The organism is Oceanicoccus sp. KOV_DT_Chl (assembly GCF_900120175.1).
In the GTDB taxonomy this organism is placed as follows: Bacteria; Pseudomonadota; Gammaproteobacteria; order Pseudomonadales; family Dasaniaceae; genus Oceanicoccus.
The window spans coordinates 1305062-1325114 of record NZ_FQLF01000002.1 but is presented as its reverse complement, the minus strand read 5'-3'; the positions used below and the strand labels follow the sequence as shown (position 1 = coordinate 1325114).

Genomic DNA, 20053 nt, shown 5'->3' with positions numbered 1-20053 from the left:
ACTCGTCCTATTGCACGGTTTCGTTATCGCTGAATTGGCCGGCGAATAATGCGGTTGAAAGGTAGCGTTCAGCGGAGTCGGGTAGAATAACTACGATGATTTTATCTTTGTTTTCGGGCTGTTTGCAGACACGGTCAGCGACTGCCATGGCGGCGCCACTGGAAATCCCTGCCAAAATGCCTTCTTCTTTCATCAGGCGGTGGGCGTATTCGATGGCGTCATCATCGGACACTTGCGCGACTTCATCTACCATCGACAGGTCTAAATTGGCGGGCACAAAACCGGCACCAATGCCTTGAATTTTATGCGGCGCGTGGCTGGGTTCCATGCCGGCTTTGGCGGCGGTAATCATGGTGGTGGTGATGGGCTCTACCGCGACCGAAGTGATTGCCTTGCCCTTGGTGTTTTTGATATAGCGGGAAATACCGGTGAGGGTACCGCCGGTGCCGACGCCGCTCACCAGTATATCGATGCCGCCGTTAGTGTCTTCCCAGATTTCAGGGCCGGTGGTGCGCTCGTGAATAGCGGGGTTGGCGGGGTTGTCGAATTGGCTGGGCATCCAGCGTTTGTCCGGTGCTTGCGCCACCATCGACTGAGCGGTTTCTATACATAATTTCATGCCCTTGGCGGCGTCAGTGATAATAATGTTGGCACCCAGCGCCTTCATTAACTGGCGCCGTTCGAGGCTCATGGTATGGGGCATTACCAGCGTGATGGAGTAGCCTTTGCTGGCGGCGACAAAGCACAGCGCGATACCGGTATTGCCGCTGGTGGGTTCAACAATTTCCATGCCGGGTTTTAAGGCGCCCTCTTTTTCAGCTTGCCAGATCATATTGGCGCCAATACGGCATTTCACCGAGTTGGCGGGATTGCGGCTTTCGATTTTGGCGTAGATATTACCGTTACCAATGCGATTAATTTTGACCAATGGGGTCTGGCCGATACTGAGGCTGTTATCGTCGTAGGCAGTCATGGCAGGTCTCCGTCCTGTTGTTTGTTGGGTGGCAACTATTGCTGTGGATTGGTGCGGATAGGAATAGTTACGATGGTGGTGAGAGTGCCACGTTGCAAGGTTTGCCGCAATGTTGTGGGTGATTTTTTTGGGGAAAGGGAAATACTTGAGATGCTAGATGCTAGATGCTAGATGCTAGATGCTAGATGCTAGAAGATTAGAAGTTAGATACGAGAGGCTAGGTGCTAGAATTTTGTATCTCGTATCTCGTATCTCGTATCTCGTATCTCGTATCTAGCATCTATAATCTAACATTGTTTTTGAGGGGAAGTGATTGTGGGGCGGATAAGTAAGCGCTTATGGTTGTTGGTTGTAATCTCATTCAGTAGTGCAGTGAATGCGGAATGGGTACAGCGCACAGAAGCCATTATGGGTACCGAGGTCGCGGTGGAGTTATGGGCGGACACCGGTGCTGGCGGTGAGCAGGCCATCGAAGCGGTGATGGTGGAAATGCGGCGCATTGATGCGTTGATGAGCCCGTACAAAGAAAGCAGTGAGCTGGCCCGCTTAAATAAGCTGGCGGCTGATAAACCGGTGAACGTTTCAACGGAATTATTTTCCCTGATCGAAAAAGCGCTGTGGTATTCACGCATCAGTGACGGCGCGTTTGATATCACTTTTGCTTCTGCTGGGCAGCTTTACGATTACCGAGCCGGGCAGCGTCCTGATGAAAAAACCTTGCAGCAAGCAGCGGCGTTGATTGATTTTAACGGGGTGTTACTTGATCAAAAAAATGTAACGGTTAGTTTTTCTCACCCCGGTATGCGTATCGATTTAGGCGGGATTGCCAAGGGTCATGCGGTTGATCGCGGCATCGCTATTTTGCAACAACAAGGTATTCAGGCGGCGGTAGTGTCGGCGGGGGGAGATAGCCGCATGTTGGGTGATCGCGGTGATCGGCCCTGGGTGATCGGCATTAAACACCCGCGCGCAGCCAATGAGCAGGCGGTCAAAATCCCCTTGTCGAATACTGCTTTATCAACCTCTGGTGATTATGAGCGTTTTTATATTGAGGACGGTGTGCGTTATCACCATATTCTTGACCCGCGTTCTGGCAAGTCTGTTGAGGCGATACAAAGTGTTTCTATACTGGCGCCATTGGCGGTGGATAGTGATGCGCTATCAACAACAGTGTTTGTATTGGGTATTGAAAAAGGTTTGGCCTTGGTGAATCGCCTGCCGGGGATTGATGCGATTATTATTGATGGTAGTGGCAAGTTGCATTATTCGAAGGAGTTGTTGATGTCGGGGGGCGAGTAGCCCCCGTAAAAAATTGCAATCAGTACCAAATACTAAAATACAATTTGATAACATCAGCATCAAAACTGTAAAGCTCTTCTTCACCGACTACGCTGTTGATATCTTGTAGATCAGAAAAATTATTATACTCGTATTGAATATAATCCCACTGTAAAGAAATTTTACTTTTCTCGATAGCTGAACTGAACTCAGGCAGCTGATAACTCACACCAACGCTGTACATGTTGCTGTCAAACTCACTGAGTTCTTTATCTCTCGCGCGGTAATCTTTTCTATCCAGTGATTGGGTTTGAAATAAATCGCTGTAAAAGTCCGCTTGGCCCTGTTGATAAAAACGGTATTTCACATCCACAATCCAATGCTGACCAAAAGGGTGGGTGTAACTTAATTGGAATGTGTCGGCATCAATGCCCCAGTCGTCGGTAAAAAATCGGTACTCGGCTTTGAGAGCAGCACGGTAGGGTAGGTAATACGAAAACCGTAACGCCAGTGCGTCGCTGGTACGGGTATTGGGATACACTTCCTGCTCTTGCTGGTAGCCGAGTGCCGGGTCGTTGGGGTCGACTAAGTAACGGTAATTGCGGTAAGGGTTGTTGAGAAAACCTTCATCGGTAATCGATTCATAATTTACCGCCATCAGTAAGTTGGGGGTGAGTATTTGGCTGATACCTAAGCGATAATTTTGACGATCAACTTCTTCCTGAAAATCGTCGTTACCGGTTTGTTCCACTGTGTCGTTGCCACGCGCGTAACCAAAACTGACCGTGGTTAAGTCGCCGAACATATCCTGGCTGACACCAACAAAAAATGTTTCTGCTTGATAATCGTTTTCTTCACTGCTGGTAAAGCCGGCACTTAATAGGCTGCGGTCATAAAGGTAGTCGCCGCTAAATGAATATTCGGTGCGCTCTTCTGAATAAGCACTGGCACCACTGGTGACTACATCGATGGACGCGCTGCTAACTTTATCAACATAGTAGTTGGCGCTGAGGGAATAAGTATCTTTAAAGTTTTTTCTGACTAATACCGAAGGACCGTCAATGGTAATACCACCACCTTCGTAGCGGTGATACATCACATCGCCGCGTTCTTCAGGCAGTACCGCCGCGATTGCGGCGCCAGTAAGGCTAAGTGTTAGCAGTGCAGCAGTACATTTTTTCCAGCAGTTAGTTACAACCACAACCACCTCCGCCGCCGCCTTCTGCACCGCGGGCACCTTCCCGGGCCTGATACACGTGATGGGTATAGCTAGCTGCTACCGGGTCGCGTTCAAAACTCATGATGGGGTCGGCCATTTTGTCGCGCTCATAGGGTTGTACCCAGGGTTCGATGGCGCAACCGGTCAGTACGCTAATCAGCGGTACTATAAATAATTTGAGCAGGCGCATGGCTATTCCCGGATTAATTTTTTAATGTCGGCTTCGTATTTGTCTTCATAGCCCGGCTTATAGCCGAGGTGAACAGTGCGCTGGTTACCGCTGCGGTCAACAATGATCGTAGATGGCATGGCGCTGACTTTATAAAGCTTGCTGACTTCATTTTTGGTGTCATACAGCACAGGGAAGGTGATACCGCGATCGGCGACAATTTTATCTGCCTCGGTTGAGTTTTCTTCAACATTAACTCCCAGCACGGTAAAACCGAGGCGTTGGTATTTTTGATGCAGTGCTTCCAGTTCTGGCATTTCCTGACGGCAGGGGCCGCACCAGGATGCCCAAAAATTAATTAATACCACTTGGCCGCGCAGTTCGCTAAGTCGAACATTATTGCCCTGATTACTTTTCAGCGTAAAATTGGGGGCGAGGTCTGCCAGTGTGGGTAGAGTCAGTACGCTGAGTAGGCAGCCGATAAAAATTTGCTTAAATGTTTTCATGTTCACTCCTGTATTCGGTCCAGGCCAGTTTAGAAAAAGACACTGATGCCGGTGGTGAATTCAATGTTGTTGGTGGTTTCTTCAATAGTAAAAATTTCACGATCAAAAAAATGGTCGCGGACATCAATATGCCAGGCAATACTGTCGGTGAGTAATAAACGGTAGCCTGCGCCGAAGGTAACAGTAAACCATTTGTCGCCGACAAAATCGGTGCTGCCAGCGCCGCCAATTAAATAAAAGGCAGAGTTGAATGCGTGATCAAATAAAAATACTTCACCGGGAAAAATATTCCAGCCTACGGCAAGGTTGTAATAGAGGTAGTCACGATCCTCATCACTGAATAAGGGCAGGCCGCCACTGATTTGCTCGTAGCTGGTTAGGTCTCCTTGCGCCTGACCGTAACTGGCTTCGAAAAAAATGGCATCGGTGACGTGCCAGGCTGCACGCAAACCGATGACTTCCGCGCTGTCGAAGTCTTCGATGCTGATAATGCCGTAAAAAAGACTGAGTTCGATATTTTCAGTATCGATAGCAGCGCGCTCAATGGTGCGGCGATCAATCTCAGGCTCAATGACTTGAATTGGGCCGCCTTCATCCGCCCATGTCGGGCTGCAAAGACTGGCTAGTAATGTGCTGCTTAATAAAAAGCGCTGATACCAATTTTCCATTCTTCCACTTCTTCATCGTCGTCGCGGTCGGTGAGCACCGCGTAGTTTTTGTATTGCAGCCGCACAAAAATACGGCGCGTCAGGTAAATTCTCATGCCAGCTCCTACATTAGCCGCGTTATCACTGCGGTCCTCTGTGGAGACTAAATTAGATTTTGGGTTGGTATCGCGTATTCCGCCACCGATAGTCAGGAATGGCGAATAGCGCCAATCGGGAAACGGTTGGTGAACGAGATTGAGTGTCACTGCCTGGCCATCAGAAACAGTGCCGAATGACTCGGTGTATTCCAGCTCCGCGGATAAGTTGCGGGTGAAGTGATAGCCACCGTAAACACTTAAGGCGTCGTTGCCGCCAAAATCGCCTGCCATAAATCCGGCTTCCCATTGACGCTCTTTAAAACCGTCGAAGTTAGCCTGATTGACTTTAAGGGGCTCGCCAAGATGATCAACTGTTAGCGCCATCTCGTCCACGTAAACCCAGCCTTCTTTGCCGCGAGGGTGGCGCACTTTATACCAGTCAGTGCGCTGGAATAGCACTTCAACGGTTTCGCCGCGCTCGGCGACATAAAATATGGGGTAGTAGCGGCCGGGCCTGTGTGTAATTCAATATAGGGTGCGGTGACGGTGGCAATCGCCGGCCCTGTTTCAGTCGTTTTGTCGTCTGCGTTGGCGACGTTTAGCAGGGCTAACGCAAGTACTGTGGCTTGGCACAGTTGATAATATAGAGCTGTAAAAAATTGCCTCATCCCTCCGTGATCCTATTCTTGTAACCGCAGATCAAAAGGGTTGTTGTAGTACTGCGCACCAATATCCAGCCATTCGGAGATTAAGCGTTTTTCACTGTCACTGAGCATGCCTTGGTGGTTGACTGTATTTTCGGTGGCGGGGTCGGGAGTGGCACCGGCAGCTTCGACACAGTTGGCTGGCAGGGTTCTATTGGCTGCGGGGTTGTAGCCACAACTACCGCCTTCAAAGCAGCGGAAGAAAGCGTTACTGCTATTGGCGCCACTGGCGCTCATGGTGGCGCGGATGTTAATGGTTTGGGTTGTTTCAGTGGTGTTACCTTCTTCGTCGGTTTCAGTACAGGTGCGAGTGCGGTCGGTAAATAATCCGTTTTCATCCAACCATTGCTCGCTATCATTGCGCAGTAACTCGCGGAAGGATCGATATTGATTGGTGTTGCCATCAATTTGGGCCGTTAGGTCCAGTTGGCCGGGTGCAACCACAGTGTCTCCTTGGGTGGTATGGCAACCGACACAGCTATCGACGGTGTTGACCGGACTGCGGGTGCGGTTCCAGATGGTTTGGATATGATCAATGTAGTTAATCACTATGCGGCTGTCGAGGGTGGGGTCGAGATTGTCGACAATCATTGAGCGCTCGGCAGGGATGTCGGTGGGGCTTTCCCAAGCGGGGTCATAGCTGTAATCAATATCGGCATCGGCGGTGAGGGCGGTCGTGTCAGTCCACTCATCGGTATAGATGGGGTGTAAGCCAATGGCTCGTACCGCTTCGCTGCTATTGGCAATGGGGCGACGCAAATCAAAAACTTCGGCCATGGTTTGGCCAGTTTCGGTGCCGAACAGATCTGCCATCGTACCCACAAAACCGATTAAGCCACCTGCCAGGCTTTGTGCGCCGGGGTTGCTTGAGGGTGGTTGTGAATCCAGTCGTCCGTGGGGCAGCTCGCTATTGCCAGTGTGGCAGCCCGTGCAGTGCAAAACTTCGCCGGGGGCAACTTGCAGCCAGTGGTTATGTCTGGCGCCAATACGGCGGCCGTTGGCATCCAGTACGCTGATCATAAAAGGAGTGTTGGCGGGGACAGTTATCGCGACGGAGCCGTCGGGTTCGACCGGAGCGTAGCCCAAAATTTCACGCATGCTCTGGCCGCCAAAACCAAAGGCGTAGTTAGGAATATCCAGTAAATCCCGGTCCGGAATGGGCACCGGCTGCACCAGCCGTACAAAGCGCGCGGGTCGATTAGTAAAGCCAGTGGTACCGGGTTCGCGGCTGGCAGTAATGATGTTAGTGGGTACTTGCTGACCGTCAAGGTCATAAATACTGTCAATTAGCAGCTGGCCGCGGCTGTCAGTGGCGAGTTCGCTATTGACCGCATTGATGTCGGCAGCCAAATCAGGGAAGTCGCGGGTTCACCCGCCACGATGTCCGTGAACATAAAACCTTCTTCGGCGAGCACTACCGGTAACTGGGTACCGTCGTTGGGGTTGTTCATCCAGATACCGTACAGCGGCGGCGCTGGTTCGGCATCTACAGCGCCGATGTTGCAGGGGATATAGACCTGTGCATCAGCATCGTCAATCACCCGGCAAGGGCTCCAGCTGACGAGTATGCGGCCCGTACTATCGTGCAAGGGTAGGCCGCTGCGTATTGCCCGCCTACGGAGCGCAGGCTGTCGGTACGGACTTCCAGGGAGGAGAGTGACTGCTGGCCGCTGGCGTTAGGGTCGGCGGGTTGATTGGCCCAAATGGGTTGGTCGTGCTCAACAAAATTGGCGGGGTCGATGATAACGATATCACCACCGAAGGTATCGCTATCTGCCCTGCGTAAAATGGTTAATAGCCGGCCGTCTTCCATTTCCCGTGGTTGAAAGAAACGCACGGTGGTGTCTTCGCTGCCGCTGTCCTGGCTGTGGTAGCCGTAGAGCAGTGAGAGGTCGCGGCCATTGGGGTTAATCCGATACAGGCTGACTTGATTATTACCCGGTGCACGGTCCCAGCGGCTGAAGATAATTTCACCGCTTTGCAACACGATGGGGTTGAAATCATGGCTTTGATTAAAGGATAACTGGGTAAAGGCAGTATCAGTGCCGGAAGGGTCGTAGGCATGTAATACCGCGGCCGGTTGATTGCCACTCTCTGCCAATGCCGCATAAATTTGCCCGCGGCCTTCGTTGAGTTGGCGACCCTGTGAAATAATTTGTCGAGTGGAGCTGAACACTATGCGGTCATCAGTTAAAAAGTGCGGGCTGATATCCTGGCTGCTGCCATTTTCCAGGCCTTCATTGCGTTGCAGGCGCGAGCTGATCAGGTAGCTAACTTCTTCGGTAGCAAAATTATAAACCCAGATATTCCAGGTGGTTTCTTCTAAACTATTATTATTGACCGGCTCCTGCACTACACGCGCCGAGAATATTAACTGCTGACCGTCAAAGGAGGTGTTGAGATCTTTGATATCAATGGCCAGCTCTTCGACTTCTACACCTTCTTCTTCCGCGACAATTGCCAGCATTTTGTCGTGTACGGCAATTTCTTCACTGGCGGCGGAAGAGCGGTTGCGGACGAATAATTGCGCGCCGGGGAAGAATTCCAGCGGGTTGAGTAAATCGGGAGCATCGTCTCCCTCCTCAGGAATAGGGCGTTTGATGTAAGCTATGGGGACTTCAACCACCACTGGGTCTGAGGCTTGATCATCGGTGCTGATGCTGACATTGCCGCCACTGCTACCACCGCCGGTACAGGCGCTGATAGCCAAGGTTAGCATTGCCAGTGTCAACAGGCGACTACCGACGAAAGAAGGTAACTGAAAGTTTTTCACAAAAAATATGGCCAAAGTTAGCTGCTGAATTTGCATCATTGCAGGATTAAGTTTATATCCTTGTACTGACAATATCCCTAGCATTAGCAGTAAACTCTCGGTTCTGTGGGTGGCTTCACACTTAGTCTGCGGATTGCGAATTATACTTTTCGCTGTAACTTATATTTTAAATTCATGGAAATCCAGAGGCGAGCATGAAGGATTATATAGTATCGATGCTGATTGTGTTCAGCCTATTAGCAAGTGCGGTGGCCAGCGCTGATGCGAGAGAGCGGGCCAAGCGTATTCATGAACGTTTGACGGGCACCGTGCCTACTGACGCAATGCTCGACCGTATGGAGACAGAAGTGGTGGGCGGCGATGCCGTTACCGCAGCATTATATGCTATGGATGGTGCGCCAGCGCCCTCGCCGGTTGCGGCTAATGGTCATTTTTATAATGTGGTAGTAAAAAATTGGGCCTCACCCTGGACCAATGAAGCGCGTGACATCACCGTTCCCCTCAATGATTATTCTGCAACTGTGATCGGTATTGTGCGTGATAGCGACAGTATTGATTTTCGTGAAATTCTTTACGGCGACATTATTTACAAAGGTAATACCGGTTCAGTAGCCGGACTTAATCAAGCCTTTTCTGAAGATAACAATGCCCATTACGAACAGTTAGAAGAGCTGGCGGTAAATTTGGGTGACGACAATGTATTGGTTCGCAGCACTCAATCCTCCGGTAGCTTGCCGGCCAGCGCCGTAGCAGGAGTGATGACAACGCGGGCAGCGGCCAGTGCTTTTTTTATTGATGGCACCAATCGCGCAATGTTTCGTTTTACCTTGTTAAATCATTTGTGTATGGATTTGGAGCAGCTAAAAGATACCAGTCGTCCCACCGATAGAATTCGTCAGGACGTTTCCCGCAGCCCCGGTTTGGACAGTACTTTATTTCTCAATCAGTGTGTGGGCTGCCATAGTGGCATGGATCCGATGGCGCAGGCATTTGCGTACTACGAATATTACCCCTCAATGGCAGATCGCCCTGATCTGACCGAGGACGAACGCAGAGAGAATGGCCACCTGGTGTATAACAACAATGGCCAGGTACAAAACAAATACCATATCAATGAAAATAATTTTAAACCCGGCTACATCACTCCCAACGATCACTGGACTAATTATTGGCGCTTGGGTGATAACAGCAGCCGCATCGGTTGGATGAACCCGGCTACCAATAGCAGTTCCATCGATATGGCGATTAATCCCGCGTATTCAGAAGGCGATGGCGCTGCATCGATGGGACAAGAGCTGGCTAACTCGCAGGCGTTTGCAGTATGTCAGGTAAAAAAAGTATTTCGCGCAGTGTGTCACCGGGAACCGGCGGAAGATGATCGCACTGACTTCGATGATTTGGTTAGTGATTTTCTGGCGGACTACAACATGAAAATGAATTTTGCCCGCGTTGCAGCTAGCTGCACGCAGCATTTATAAGTGGTGGACATGATGAAAAAAATAATCAGCATGCTCAGCCCGTACTGGAAGATAGCGTTTTTAACATCGGCAATGTTTTTAATCGCCTGTAGTGGCGGCAGTGGTGGTGGCGGTAGTGACCGGGTAGCAGATATTAGTGGCGGTAGCGGTGATGGTACGTTTGTGTATAACGGTGCGTCACCACAAAGCGATGAAGTACAGAGTTTTAAAATAGCGTTTTACGATAACTTAGTGATTGAAGAGCGTTGTGGTCGCTGCCATACGCCCGGTGGTGAAGCCGGGTCTATCGATTTTGTAAATCGCGATGATGTCAATCTGGCGTGGCAAGCAGCAAAATTACGGGTCAATTTAGTGGAGCCGTCGTCCTCGGCAATAGTCACTAAAGTGGCCGGTGGTCACCAGTGCTGGTTGGGTTCCGACAAAGCAGCAACCTGTGCTGTTACTCTGACGGGCTATATCGAAGCGTGGGCAAGTGGCGCTTCTCAGGGTGTGAGCCTGGTGTCCTTATCGCCGCGCACTATTTACAGCCCGGATGCCGAAATAAAATTTTTCCCGCCGGATTTAGTGGATGCGCAGGATCTGGGCGCGCCCATTGATGACTTAATGACCTTGACCCGAACTTATTGTAGCAATTGCCACAACGAAGCGGTGGCGGTGCCGCAAGCGCCCTACTTCGCCAGTAGTGATGACGACATTGCTTATGCGGCGTTAAAAACCAAAGTGGATTTAAATAACCCCGCGCAGTCGCGATTAGTATTACGTCTTGCGGACGATCAGCATCAGTGCTGGTCTGATTGCGAGAGTGACGCAGCGACAATGAATACGGCTATTCAAAACTTTGCAGCGCTCGTTGCTGTGTCAGGTGTGGATGACAATTTAGCTTTCAGTATGGCCCAGACATTAAGTGGTGATGGCATCGCCGCAGCTTCAGGTGGTCGCTATGAAACTGACATTATTGCCAAGTGGGAGTTTCGTGAAGGCAGTGGAGTAACTGTGGCAGACACCAGTGGTACTCGCCCAGAAATTGAATTAACGCTTTCCGGTGAGGTGACCTGGCTGGGTGGCGGTGGTGTTCGCTTTGATGGTGGCAAGGCTCAGGGTGGTGTCGGTTCCAGTGAAAAGCTGGCTAACTTAATCAGTACCACGGGTGAATACAGTATTGAAGCCTGGGTCGCGCCTTACAATGTTACACAGGAAGATGCCTGGATGATTGGCTATTCCGGTGGCGTAAATAACCGCAATTTTTTAGCCGCACAAAATCTCTATGCCTATGATTTTTACAATCGCGGCAGTGTCAATGATGATAATGGTGCAGGCGAACCCTTGGTCACTACAGAAAATGATGCGGTGGATTTTGCCCAGGCCGCACTGCAACATGTGGTGATGACTTACGACCCCATTGCCGGTAGAAAAATTTATGTTAACGGTGTTGATACAGGCGCTGTTGATGATGTGGGTGGGGGTTTAATTAATAGTTGGAATACCTCCTTTGCGCTGACGTTGGGTAATAGCGTCGGTTTTGACCGGCCGTGGTTGGGTGCTATGCGGATGGTGGCGGTACATAATCGCAAATTAACTGTGGAGCAAATTAATCTTAATTTTGAGGCCGGTGTGGGCACTAGTTATTATTTGTTATTCAGTGTCGCTGATTTAGTCGATGAGCCGAATTGTCGCGTAACTACGGTGGACGCAGCGAGTAGTGATTACTGTTACGTGGGCTTTAATGTAAGCGAGTACGATGAGTTCAGTTATTTATTTAAAACGCCATTTTTTGTTAACTTGAACCCCAGTGATAATAGTATCAATTTTAATCTCGAAGGCATTCGCCTGGGTATCAACAGTAAACTGGCAAATGTTGGCCAGGCTTTTCTCAATATTTCAGACAGCATTAGTGATAACAACTTTACTGAGATTGACCCGCAGTTGGTGAATAACGGTCAGCTGTTATCACCTATCGGCACTATTATTGCGCTGGAGTCCGGCCCGGATCAGGATGTGTTTTTTCTGGCGTTTGATGAAATTGGCAGTAATACCAGCGTGGTGTCTGATGGCGCTGATAATAGCGGTAGTTTCAGTTATTCCTTGGTCGGTGTTGAATCCCCTGATCTGGCGATGAAAACTTTTGATGAAATTAATAAAACCTATGCTGAAATTACCGGTGTCTCTAGCTCGCGCTCCGAACCTGCGGGTGCGGCTTTTTATAACCTGAAATTGCAACTGCCTAGCGTGGCTGATTTCAAGACTTTTTCATCGTCACATGTCATGGCAGCTACGCAATTAGCGGCGGCTTATTGCGATGAGTTGGTGGCAGATGTGGCATTGCGTGAGTCGTTTTTCCCTGGCTTTTTTGCGGCCGGCTCGGCACCGCTTGATGCAGAGGCTGTTGCCGATAGTAGCTGGAATGATGATGTGGTAGCGCCGCTGGTAAACAAAGGGATGAATACCGGTGTGTTTGACGCTGCTGGACGGACAAAAATCGAGGGAGAGGTAAAAAACTTGATTGACCTGCTAAGGGATTGTGGTGGTACGTGCGCGTCCGATAAAACCTATGAAGTGGTAAAGGGTGCTTGTATAGCAACCCTTACCAGTGGCGCAGTGATGGTGGACTAACAGGTTTGCTAGTGGTGGATAAAGAGTAAAGACTTATGACTAGATCAATGAAACCAAAAACCCATTACGGGCTTAATGAAGCACTGCTTCACCCTGACCACAGTAAGCCAAAGTCACGCCGTGATTTTTTAGCACAGGGTTTTAAGTTGGGTGGGGCGACGATGCTGGGCGTTTCTATAAATAGCCTGTTGAGTTCAAGGGCGCATGCCTTATCGTCAAATTTATTGACGGACCCTGATAGTTACACGCCAACGGGAACGTGTGATTTAAATCCCGCTGCAGGTGGGAGAAAAATCCCGTTTATTTGTTTTGACCTTGCTGGTGGCGCCAATATCTCTGGCTCTAATGTGCTGGTGGGTGGTCCTGGTGGACAGCTGGATCTATTAAGTGCCGGCGGCTATCAGAAACTGGGTTTGCCGGCGGATTTAAATCCTAATCCTTCTTCGGCGGCGGATACTTTTATTGATGATTCTTTGGGCTTATTGTTTCATAGCGAAAGTGCCATGTTGTCCGGTATTAAAGAAAAATGTTCGGCGGCGACAATGGCGGCGACTAATGGTGCCGTTATTCCCAGTCGTTCTGATAATGACACAGGTAACAATCCGCATAATCCAATGTATGGCATTTATGACGCGCAAGCACGAGGTGGTCTCGTGCAGTTAATCGGTTCAGAAGTGAGCGCTAGTGGTGGCAATTCAATGGCTCCCAATTCTTATATGGCGCTATATCCTGATATTCGCCCTACCAAAATTTCCAGCCCTAGTGATGCCGCTGGCTTGGTGGATGTGGGATCACTGAATAGCCTGTTTGCTGACTCAGCAGATACTTTGGCAGTTATGGAATCGATGAAGCGGATTACTGATTATAAGCTTGGTATTAGCGATACGCTGATGACTAATGATGAAGCATTAAAGCAGCGCTTAAGCTGTGAATATCTACGTAGCGCCGATACCTATGAAAAATTCGATAGTCCTGACAAAATTGATCCATCAAAAGACCCGTTAATTGTTGGCGCTAGCGGTATTTTCGGTGTCGATGAGTTTAATGGCGACCGGGAATTCCGAAAAGCAGCGTCAGTAATGAAATTAGTGATTGATGGTCATGCAGCGGCTGGCACCATTGAAATGGGCGGCTATGATTATCATACCGGCGACCGTAATACCGGTGAGGGTAGAGATTTACGCGCTGGCCGTTGCATTGGTGCCTGTATTGAATACGCGATGCGTCGTCGCACTCCGCTGATGCTGTATGTGTTCAGTGATGGCTCGGTGGCCAGTGATGGCTCTATCGAGCGGATGGCCGGTTTGGGGCAGGGTAAGTGTGTATGGTCGGGTGATAATTCATCTACCGGTTCTGCATTCTTTTTAGTGATTGACCCTGATGGTGGGCGTCCCAGTTTGTTGGATATGGGACCAAATGGTGCTGATGATCCATTAACCCATCAACAAATTGGTTGGATGCGTGATGATGCCTCGGTAGAAACCTCTGCCACTCCGGCAGCAAATAACGTTAACATGTTAGTCGAAACAGTTATTCTTAATTATATGGCCTTACATGGTGAAGAAGGCAGTTTTGCCGCCGACCGGGGACTGGGGTCGGAAACCAATAATCGTCGCTATCGTGCCTTTACACAACTGGCGAGTGTGAGTGGTGGTATTATCAATCCACCACCAATAACCTAGCGATAATAAACCTAAGGAATTCAGGTGTTGAACATACCCTTTTTTAAAACCTGGGCTGTGCTGTGTCTATTAGCGCTGTGCCCGTCGCTTATGGCGCAAGAACCGCCACTAGCTGATGATCTGCAAACCTTAAAATCCCAAGTGCTGGAACTGAACAAAGATCTGTTTATTCTGGAAGAAGAATTATTATTTCCATCTAATACCCAATTGGCGGTGTTTATCTCTTTGGATGTCGGTCATTATTTCGCTTTGGATGCAGTGAAGTTAACAGTGGATGGTGAAGTCGTCAGCCATTTTCTCTATACAGATAGACAGTTAGACGCATTGCGCCGTGGCGGTGTCCACCGCTTGTTTGTCGGCAATATCAAAAGTGGCTGGCATGAGTTGGTGGCGGTGTTCACCGGTCGTGGGCCGCAGGGACGAGATTATCGTCGGGCAACCAGTTTAACGTTTAATAAGTTGGCTGATGCAAAAAATCTGGAATTAAAAATTGTCGATTCAACGGCTATGCAGCAACCTGAGTTTGCCGTTAAAGAGTGGTGATGTGAGGGATTATCTAAATCGTCTGGCGGTTGTTTTACTGACAGCGCTGGCGAGTGCGCCGGTAGCGACAGAAACGGTACAGGACTTGCGCTATGGCGTAACCTTGTATCATTTTTATCAGCAGGATTATTTTAACGCCCTCACTGAACTGATGGCTGCGGAAGAGACCCGGTCATTGCCCCATCACGCCGATCAGGCGGCGTTACTGAAAGGGGGGATGAGTTTATCTTATGGTCTTGGCCGTGCCGCTGAGGCGACCTTTCAGCAATGGCTAACTACACCCACTGAGCAGGATTCAACACGCTGGCAACAACAGCACCAGCGGGCCTGGTTTTACCTCGGAAAATTAAATTATCAGCGTGGTGAGGATGCGCGGGCTTTGTCTGCGTTGCAACAAGTCACAGCCGCAACGGTTACAGAATCAATAGACTCCAACCTGCAACAAGAAAGTTTTTATTTACAAGCCAAGCTTCATTTACAGCTAGGCGAGCTGCAAGCTGCTGCAACCGCCGCTGCGCAATTATCTGAAGATTCAATTTTTTTGCCTTACTACTGGTTTAATCGCGGCGGCCAACTGGCGGCCGGTGGTGATTGGTCTGCTGCTGCGGAAGCCTATGATAATTTGAGTCAATTATCATTAAGCACGGATGTTGAAAAAACCTTACGCGATAGAGCGTTGACGGCGGCAGGTTTTGCTCGTTTGCAGGAGCAGCAACTCGATGCCGCCATTGCGCATTTTAGTCAGGTGAGATTAAACAGCCCGATGGTAGACCGCGCCTTATTAGGTTTGGGTTGGGCACATTTACAAGCAGGACAGCCGGAGCAGGCGTTAACACCCTGGCAGCAGTTGCGCTCACAATCGTTGCTGCAATCCGGTGTGCAGGAAGTGTATTTAGCTTTGCCTTATGCATACGAACAATTAGATGCAGACGCCGCGGCGTTGCGCGAATATGAATTCGCAAGGGATGCCTATGCTGCAGAGTTAGACCAGCTAGCAGCGGCTATCGAAAGTTACCGTCAACAACCGCTGCTGCAATTATTTGGTTTTGAAATGGATGCAGAAAGTGATTGGTTATTGCCGGAAGAAATTCATCCTGCGGCTGATAATGCACCTTATCTCTCGCATTTATTTGCTCGGCATAGTTTTCAATCTGCCGTTAAAGATTACCGGGATGTGATCAGTTTGCAGCATTATCTGCAGCACGCCAATGAACGTTTGCAGGTGCTTAAAATTGTTGATGCTGAGCAGCAAGCCTTGTGGCAGCGCGTGATTGACGGCGATGAATTGGCTCAGTATCAGCAACGCTTTCAGCAATTGTCAGCGGCAGTTGCTGCGCTTGAGCAACGTATTACAGCAGCCCGTGAAGATGTTTCTGGTCGATTATTGGTTGATGAGCGGCGCAGGGATTTATGGCGGCGAATTGAGCGCAGCGAAGTGCTGGCAAAGCAGCTACAACCGGCAGGGCAGGTCAGTAAATTTGAGCGTGAGCAAATTCGTCGCTTTCGTGGATTATTGTTATGGGAAGATAGCGAGCAATACCCAGTTGAGTTATGGAAATTAGAAAAAATGCGCAGTGATTTGTCGATAACACTAGCGCAAGCACAACAACAATTAGCCGCAGTTGAGGCGACAGTAGCTAATCGTGCACAGTCATTATTTTTATCGCGTATTGAACAATTAGCGCAAACCACCGAGCAGCAGCAAGTGTTGGTCGAGCAGCGATTAAAGCAGCAGGCAGATCTTATTCGGCAGTTGGCTATCGACGAGTTAGAACAGCAGCAACAACAATTAGGTTTTTATCTCGGTAAGGCGAAGCTGTCGATTGCTCGCCTCTATGATGAAAACAGTGAGGAGACCGCGCGATGAGGTGGTCCCCTTTTTTAATGCTGCCGCTTACCGGTGTGGTGTTGCTTGCTAGCAGTTGTAGCTGGATAGGGCAGGACGAGCAGGAGCCGCCCGCAGAGTTAACGTTGAGCGCATTGCCTACAGCGTCGTTGCCGATACAAGGTGAGCCGATCGCGAGTAAAAGTCTGGCAGAAGTGCATGCGCTTTATCGGGATGCGCTAACTGCGGATCAACATCCGGTCAGTCAATTTCAACTGAAGCGTCGATTGGCGGCTTTGGAGATGATGCGTGGTGAGCGCCGGTTATTTGATGGTGAGCCTAGTGAGGCTTTGTTTGCTGAAACCGTGAGTGTGTATCAGGAACTATTAGCCGCTGATATTGAGCCGCAATCGCGGGACCAGTTGTTGTACCAATTGGCAAAAGCCCACGCTATGGGCGGCCAGTTAGATGAATCGATCGACGCTTTGTCGCAATTAAGTAGTGATCACCAGCAATCTGCTTTGTTTGTTGAGTCAGAGTTCAGACGAGCAGAGAGTTTTTTTAGTGCCGGTTTATATGCCGAGGCAGGTGCCAGTTATCAAAAAGTTGTTGATGCTGGAGTAGAAAGTGCTTACTACCATAACGCCTTGTACATGGTGGGGTGGTCGCGCTTTAAACAAAATCAATACCGCCTTGCCACAGATGCGTTTATTGCTACGCTGGATGCGCTGGCAGCGTCTTCAAATAATTTTTATGACTTATCCAAGGGTGACAAAGAGTTAGTGAAAGATTGTTATCGCGTGTTGAGTGTGACGTTTTCCTATCGGGAAGGGGCCTCCAGCCTCAATGATATTGAAGGCGGTTTGCAGGCGCATCATTATCTCCCTGATCTTTATGATGCTCTGGCAATGTTGTATTTATCGCAGGAACGTTTTCAGGACAGTGCAGATACCTACAAGGCATTTGCTGCCACCTATCCACAAGCTGATCAGTCCCATGAATTTTTTGTGCGCGCCATTGCCATGGTGGAGCGGGCCGGTTTTGCTGAGGAGGTGCTAAGGGATAAGCGTCAGTACACCCAGCAGTTTGCCGTGGGAAGTGAGTATTGGCAAAATCATTCGGCCGCTGTGCGCGAAAAAATTGCTGAACACTTACAAGTATTTATTCCACAGTTAGCGAAGTTTTATCATGCTCGCGCACAACAGCTGCAAAAAGCGTTAACTACTGCGCCGGTCAAAAAACAGGATGAGTTAAGACAAGAGATGCTAGCCAGTTATCAGCAGGCGGCGGATGATTACCAACAATATATTGATAGTTTTCCGGGTGATGAGCGTTTGCCAGAGTTTCATTTTTTATTGGCTGAAGCGCGTTACGACAGCGGCCAGTATGCTGATGCTATTATCCATTACGATATCGTCGCCTATGATTATCCCGCCGATAAAAATGCGATGGAGGCTGGCTATGCAGGAATCTTGGCCTATGGTCGAATTATTGATACTGCTGATGAGAAAGCGCTGTTTGCCGGCGCCTGGAAAGAGCGGCGCATCGCCAGTGAATTGCGTTATGCGCGTCAGTTCAATCAGGATCCACGGGTGCCGGATTTAGTGTTACATGCAGCGGAAAGTTTATCGGTAATGAAGTTTGATCTGGCGGCGATTGCCGCAGCCGAGTTTTTATTACCGCAAGAGCAAAACCTGGCATTAGAGCAGAGGCGTAGTGTCTGGTGGCTAATCGCACAATCCAGTTACCGGCAGCAGGATTATGCTTATGCCGAACCCGCTTATCAGCAGGCGATTCAAACCTTACCAGCTAAAGATAAGCGTATTCAGGAATGGACTGAGTTGTTGGCCGCCAGTATTTATAAGCAGGGTGAAGCTGCATTGGTAGCGGGTAATAACTTGCAAGCCAGCGAACAATTTTTGCGGGTGATTGACGTGGCGCCGGCTTCCAGTGTGCGAGTGACGGCGCAATATGATGCGGCTGAACAACTGCTGGCGTTGGAACAGTGGACACAGGCCATTGGTTTATTAAAAGATTTTGAACAGCGTTTCCCAAATAATCGCTTGGTGCCTGCAATACCTGCGAAACTGGTTCTCGCTTACGAACAAACTGAAGATTGGCAAGCGGCAGCTGATGAAATTATGTTGATGTTTGCGAAAACGACCGACGTTGAACAACAGGCAGAATTATTATTTTTGGCGGCCTCGTATTTTGAGCGAGCAGACAATCGCGCCGAAGCTATTGTGCACTATCGTCAATACGCTCACAACTATCCACAGTATTTTGCTACGCGATTGGAGGCTATGAATAAAATGGATAGCCTTTATCAACAAACGGGTGAGCCCGATAAGCGTCGCTTTTGGCTGCGTAAAATAATTGCTACCGATGCGCAGGCGGGAAGTCAGCGCAACGATCGGTCGCGACATTTAGCGGCCTCGGCCTCAGCGGTATTAGCCGATGATGCTTATCAGGATTTTCTGGCAATTAAATTAAAACTGCCAATGAAAAAGTCCTTTAAAAAGAAAAAGCAGGCAATGGATAAAGTGGTCAAGGCGTATACCAAAACCAACGACTACGGTATTGAAGCGTTTTCAACGTTGGCGGTTTATCGACTGGCGGAAGTTTATGCCCAGCTCAGTCGTGATTTGATGGCCTCGGAGCGCCCCGCCAAGTTGGATGAGTTGGAGCGTGAGCAATATGATGTATTACTGGAAGAGCAGGCCTTTCCATTTGAGGAAAAAGCGATAGCTATTCACGAAGGTAATGCGCAACGCAGTTGGGATGGCGTTTACAATGCTTCAGTGAAAAAAAGTTTTAGTGCACTGAGTGTGCTGTTGCCTGCGCGCTACGGTAAACAGGAGCAGCGAGTAGAATGGCACGAGGGGATTCACTAATGTTGCGCTATGGGGTGCCACTACTTTGGTTGCTATTGCTGACTGGGTGTCAGTCAATTCCATTGGGGTTGAATCAAGAGGCGCCGAATAAAGAGGAGGTCGTTGCTACAGAGGATGCTGCTGGAGAGCTTGTGGTGGTGCCATCACCTTATGAGCAAAATCAGGGTTCTGTGAGCAGTGATGCCAAGGCGCGATATGGCAAAGCCCTTGTCGCCATGCAGGTTGGCGATTGGAAAGATGCTGAGCAACGCTTATTGGCTTTGGTGAGCGACTATCCAGCCTTGTCGGGGCCGGTGCTGAATTTGGGTATTGTCAGTGAGCAGCAAGCTGATAATAAAAAAGCCGAAGCCTATTATCAGCAGACTATTGCAGTGAATGCTAATAATCTGGCGGCCTACCATCGTTTGGCAGTGTTGTTACGCGAGCAGGGACGCTTTCAAGAAGCTGAAGCGGTTTATCTGCGAGCATTGACCGTGTGGGATCAAGACGCGGTCAGTCATAAAAATCTGGGTATTTTGTATGACCTCTATATGGGGCGTCTAGATGATGCGCTTATTCATTATGAGTCGTATTTAGCATTAACCGAGCCGCCCGATCGGCAGGTGAAGGGCTGGGTTGCTGATCTCAGCCGTCGAATCAAAGCGGAGCAATGAG

The 20053-nt window shown here is 49.4% G+C and carries 17 protein-coding genes; 8 read left to right on the top strand and 9 right to left on the bottom strand.

Features of this window, described 5'->3' with window-relative positions; translation table 11 throughout:
* Positions 1-7 precede the first annotated feature (7 nt).
* Positions 8-973 carry a cysteine synthase A gene (gene cysK / locus UNITIG_RS09965; protein WP_101758242.1) on the bottom strand — a complete coding sequence of 322 codons (966 nt, stop codon included), beginning with the start codon at positions 971-973 and terminating at the stop codon, positions 8-10.
* Positions 974-1288: 315 nt separating this feature from the next.
* Here cysK and UNITIG_RS09960 point away from each other — a divergent pair, with 315 nt between their 5' ends.
* Positions 1289-2272, top strand: a complete 984-nt coding sequence (locus UNITIG_RS09960; RefSeq protein ID WP_235015342.1) for an FAD:protein FMN transferase — start codon at positions 1289-1291, stop codon at positions 2270-2272.
* Between the two features lie 19 nt (positions 2273-2291).
* On the opposite strand, the gene UNITIG_RS09955 is transcribed toward UNITIG_RS09960, so the two are convergent.
* From UNITIG_RS09955 to UNITIG_RS09925, 8 genes are all read right to left on the bottom strand, one after another.
* Positions 2292-3452, bottom strand: coding sequence for a DUF3570 domain-containing protein (locus UNITIG_RS09955; protein WP_235015341.1), 1161 nt, complete (start codon positions 3450-3452; stop codon positions 2292-2294).
* On the bottom strand, positions 3439-3660 hold the full coding sequence (locus UNITIG_RS09950; protein ID WP_101758241.1) for a DUF4266 domain-containing protein: 222 nt from the start codon (positions 3658-3660) through the stop codon (positions 3439-3441). Before UNITIG_RS09950 ends, UNITIG_RS09955 begins: the two co-directional genes overlap by 14 nt.
* A gap of 2 nt (positions 3661-3662) precedes the next feature.
* Positions 3663-4145, bottom strand: a complete 483-nt coding sequence (locus UNITIG_RS09945; RefSeq protein ID WP_101758240.1) for a TlpA disulfide reductase family protein — start codon at positions 4143-4145, stop codon at positions 3663-3665.
* 29 nt (positions 4146-4174) lie between these two features.
* A complete protein-coding gene (locus tag UNITIG_RS09940) occupies positions 4175-4813 on the bottom strand; it encodes an outer membrane beta-barrel domain-containing protein (protein WP_101758239.1) in 639 nt (212 codons plus the stop codon).
* Positions 4783-5415: an SH3 domain-containing protein gene (locus UNITIG_RS09935; protein WP_255399596.1), complete on the bottom strand. Its 633-nt coding sequence runs from the start codon at positions 5413-5415 to the stop codon at positions 4783-4785. The genes UNITIG_RS09940 and UNITIG_RS09935 overlap by 31 nt, the downstream gene beginning before the upstream one ends.
* Before the next feature lie 155 nt (positions 5416-5570).
* On the bottom strand, positions 5571-6944 hold the full coding sequence (locus UNITIG_RS09930; RefSeq protein ID WP_101758237.1) for a hypothetical protein: 1374 nt from the start codon (positions 6942-6944) through the stop codon (positions 5571-5573).
* Positions 6881-7183 (bottom strand): hypothetical protein, encoded by a 303-nt coding sequence (locus UNITIG_RS22850; protein WP_145999148.1) that lies wholly within the window; start codon positions 7181-7183, stop codon positions 6881-6883. Before UNITIG_RS22850 ends, UNITIG_RS09930 begins: the two co-directional genes overlap by 64 nt.
* Complete coding sequence (locus UNITIG_RS09925) at positions 7132-8382, bottom strand: hypothetical protein (protein ID WP_145999147.1); 1251 nt, start codon at positions 8380-8382, stop codon at positions 7132-7134. Before UNITIG_RS09925 ends, UNITIG_RS22850 begins: the two co-directional genes overlap by 52 nt.
* 179 nt (positions 8383-8561) lie before the next feature.
* Here UNITIG_RS09925 and UNITIG_RS09920 point away from each other — a divergent pair, with 179 nt between their 5' ends.
* From UNITIG_RS09920 to UNITIG_RS09890, 7 genes are read left to right on the top strand one after another with little or no spacing between them, the layout of a single operon-like run.
* Complete coding sequence (locus UNITIG_RS09920; RefSeq protein ID WP_200821259.1) at positions 8562-9845, top strand: hypothetical protein; 1284 nt, start codon at positions 8562-8564, stop codon at positions 9843-9845.
* A 12-nt stretch (positions 9846-9857) separates the two neighbouring features.
* Positions 9858-12455, top strand: a complete 2598-nt coding sequence (locus tag UNITIG_RS09915; RefSeq protein WP_159931134.1) for a LamG domain-containing protein — start codon at positions 9858-9860, stop codon at positions 12453-12455.
* Positions 12456-12490: 35 nt separating this feature from the next.
* Positions 12491-14137, top strand: coding sequence for a general secretion pathway protein GspF (locus UNITIG_RS09910; protein ID WP_235015340.1), 1647 nt, complete (start codon positions 12491-12493; stop codon positions 14135-14137).
* Positions 14138-14161: 24 nt separating this feature from the next.
* A complete protein-coding gene (locus tag UNITIG_RS09905) occupies positions 14162-14680 on the top strand; it encodes an AraC family transcriptional regulator (protein WP_200821258.1) in 519 nt (172 codons plus the stop codon).
* A gap of 1 nt (position 14681) precedes the next feature.
* The gene (locus UNITIG_RS09900) at positions 14682-16547 is read left to right on the top strand and encodes a lipopolysaccharide assembly protein LapB (RefSeq protein WP_145999145.1); all 1866 of its coding nucleotides are present in this window, start codon (positions 14682-14684) and stop codon (positions 16545-16547) included.
* Positions 16544-19399, top strand: coding sequence for a tetratricopeptide repeat protein (locus UNITIG_RS09895; protein ID WP_101758232.1), 2856 nt, complete (start codon positions 16544-16546; stop codon positions 19397-19399). Before UNITIG_RS09900 ends, UNITIG_RS09895 begins: the two co-directional genes overlap by 4 nt.
* Complete coding sequence (locus UNITIG_RS09890; protein WP_101758231.1) at positions 19378-20052, top strand: tetratricopeptide repeat protein; 675 nt, start codon at positions 19378-19380, stop codon at positions 20050-20052. The genes UNITIG_RS09895 and UNITIG_RS09890 overlap by 22 nt, the downstream gene beginning before the upstream one ends.
* Position 20053 lies beyond the last annotated feature (1 nt).

What these genes read in the sequence shown, in the direction of transcription:
- UNITIG_RS09920 (WP_200821259.1), top strand. Translation starts at nt 8,562, where the DNA reads ATGAAGGATTATATAGTATCGATGCTGATTGTGTTCAGCCTATTAGCA.
- UNITIG_RS09915 (WP_159931134.1), top strand. Translation starts at nt 9,858, where the DNA reads ATGAAAAAAATAATCAGCATGCTCAGCCCGTACTGGAAGATAGCGTTT.
- UNITIG_RS09895 (WP_101758232.1), top strand. Translation starts at nt 16,544, where the DNA reads ATGAGGTGGTCCCCTTTTTTAATGCTGCCGCTTACCGGTGTGGTGTTG.
- UNITIG_RS09945 (WP_101758240.1), bottom strand. Translation starts at nt 4,145, where the DNA reads ATGAAAACATTTAAGCAAATTTTTATCGGCTGCCTACTCAGCGTACTG.
- cysK (WP_101758242.1), bottom strand. Translation starts at nt 973, where the DNA reads ATGACTGCCTACGACGATAACAGCCTCAGTATCGGCCAGACCCCATTG.
- UNITIG_RS09950 (WP_101758241.1), bottom strand. Translation starts at nt 3,660, where the DNA reads ATGCGCCTGCTCAAATTATTTATAGTACCGCTGATTAGCGTACTGACC.
- UNITIG_RS09910 (WP_235015340.1), top strand. Translation starts at nt 12,491, where the DNA reads ATGACTAGATCAATGAAACCAAAAACCCATTACGGGCTTAATGAAGCA.
- UNITIG_RS09940 (WP_101758239.1), bottom strand. Translation starts at nt 4,813, where the DNA reads ATGGAAAATTGGTATCAGCGCTTTTTATTAAGCAGCACATTACTAGCC.
- UNITIG_RS09890 (WP_101758231.1), top strand. Translation starts at nt 19,378, where the DNA reads ATGGCACGAGGGGATTCACTAATGTTGCGCTATGGGGTGCCACTACTT.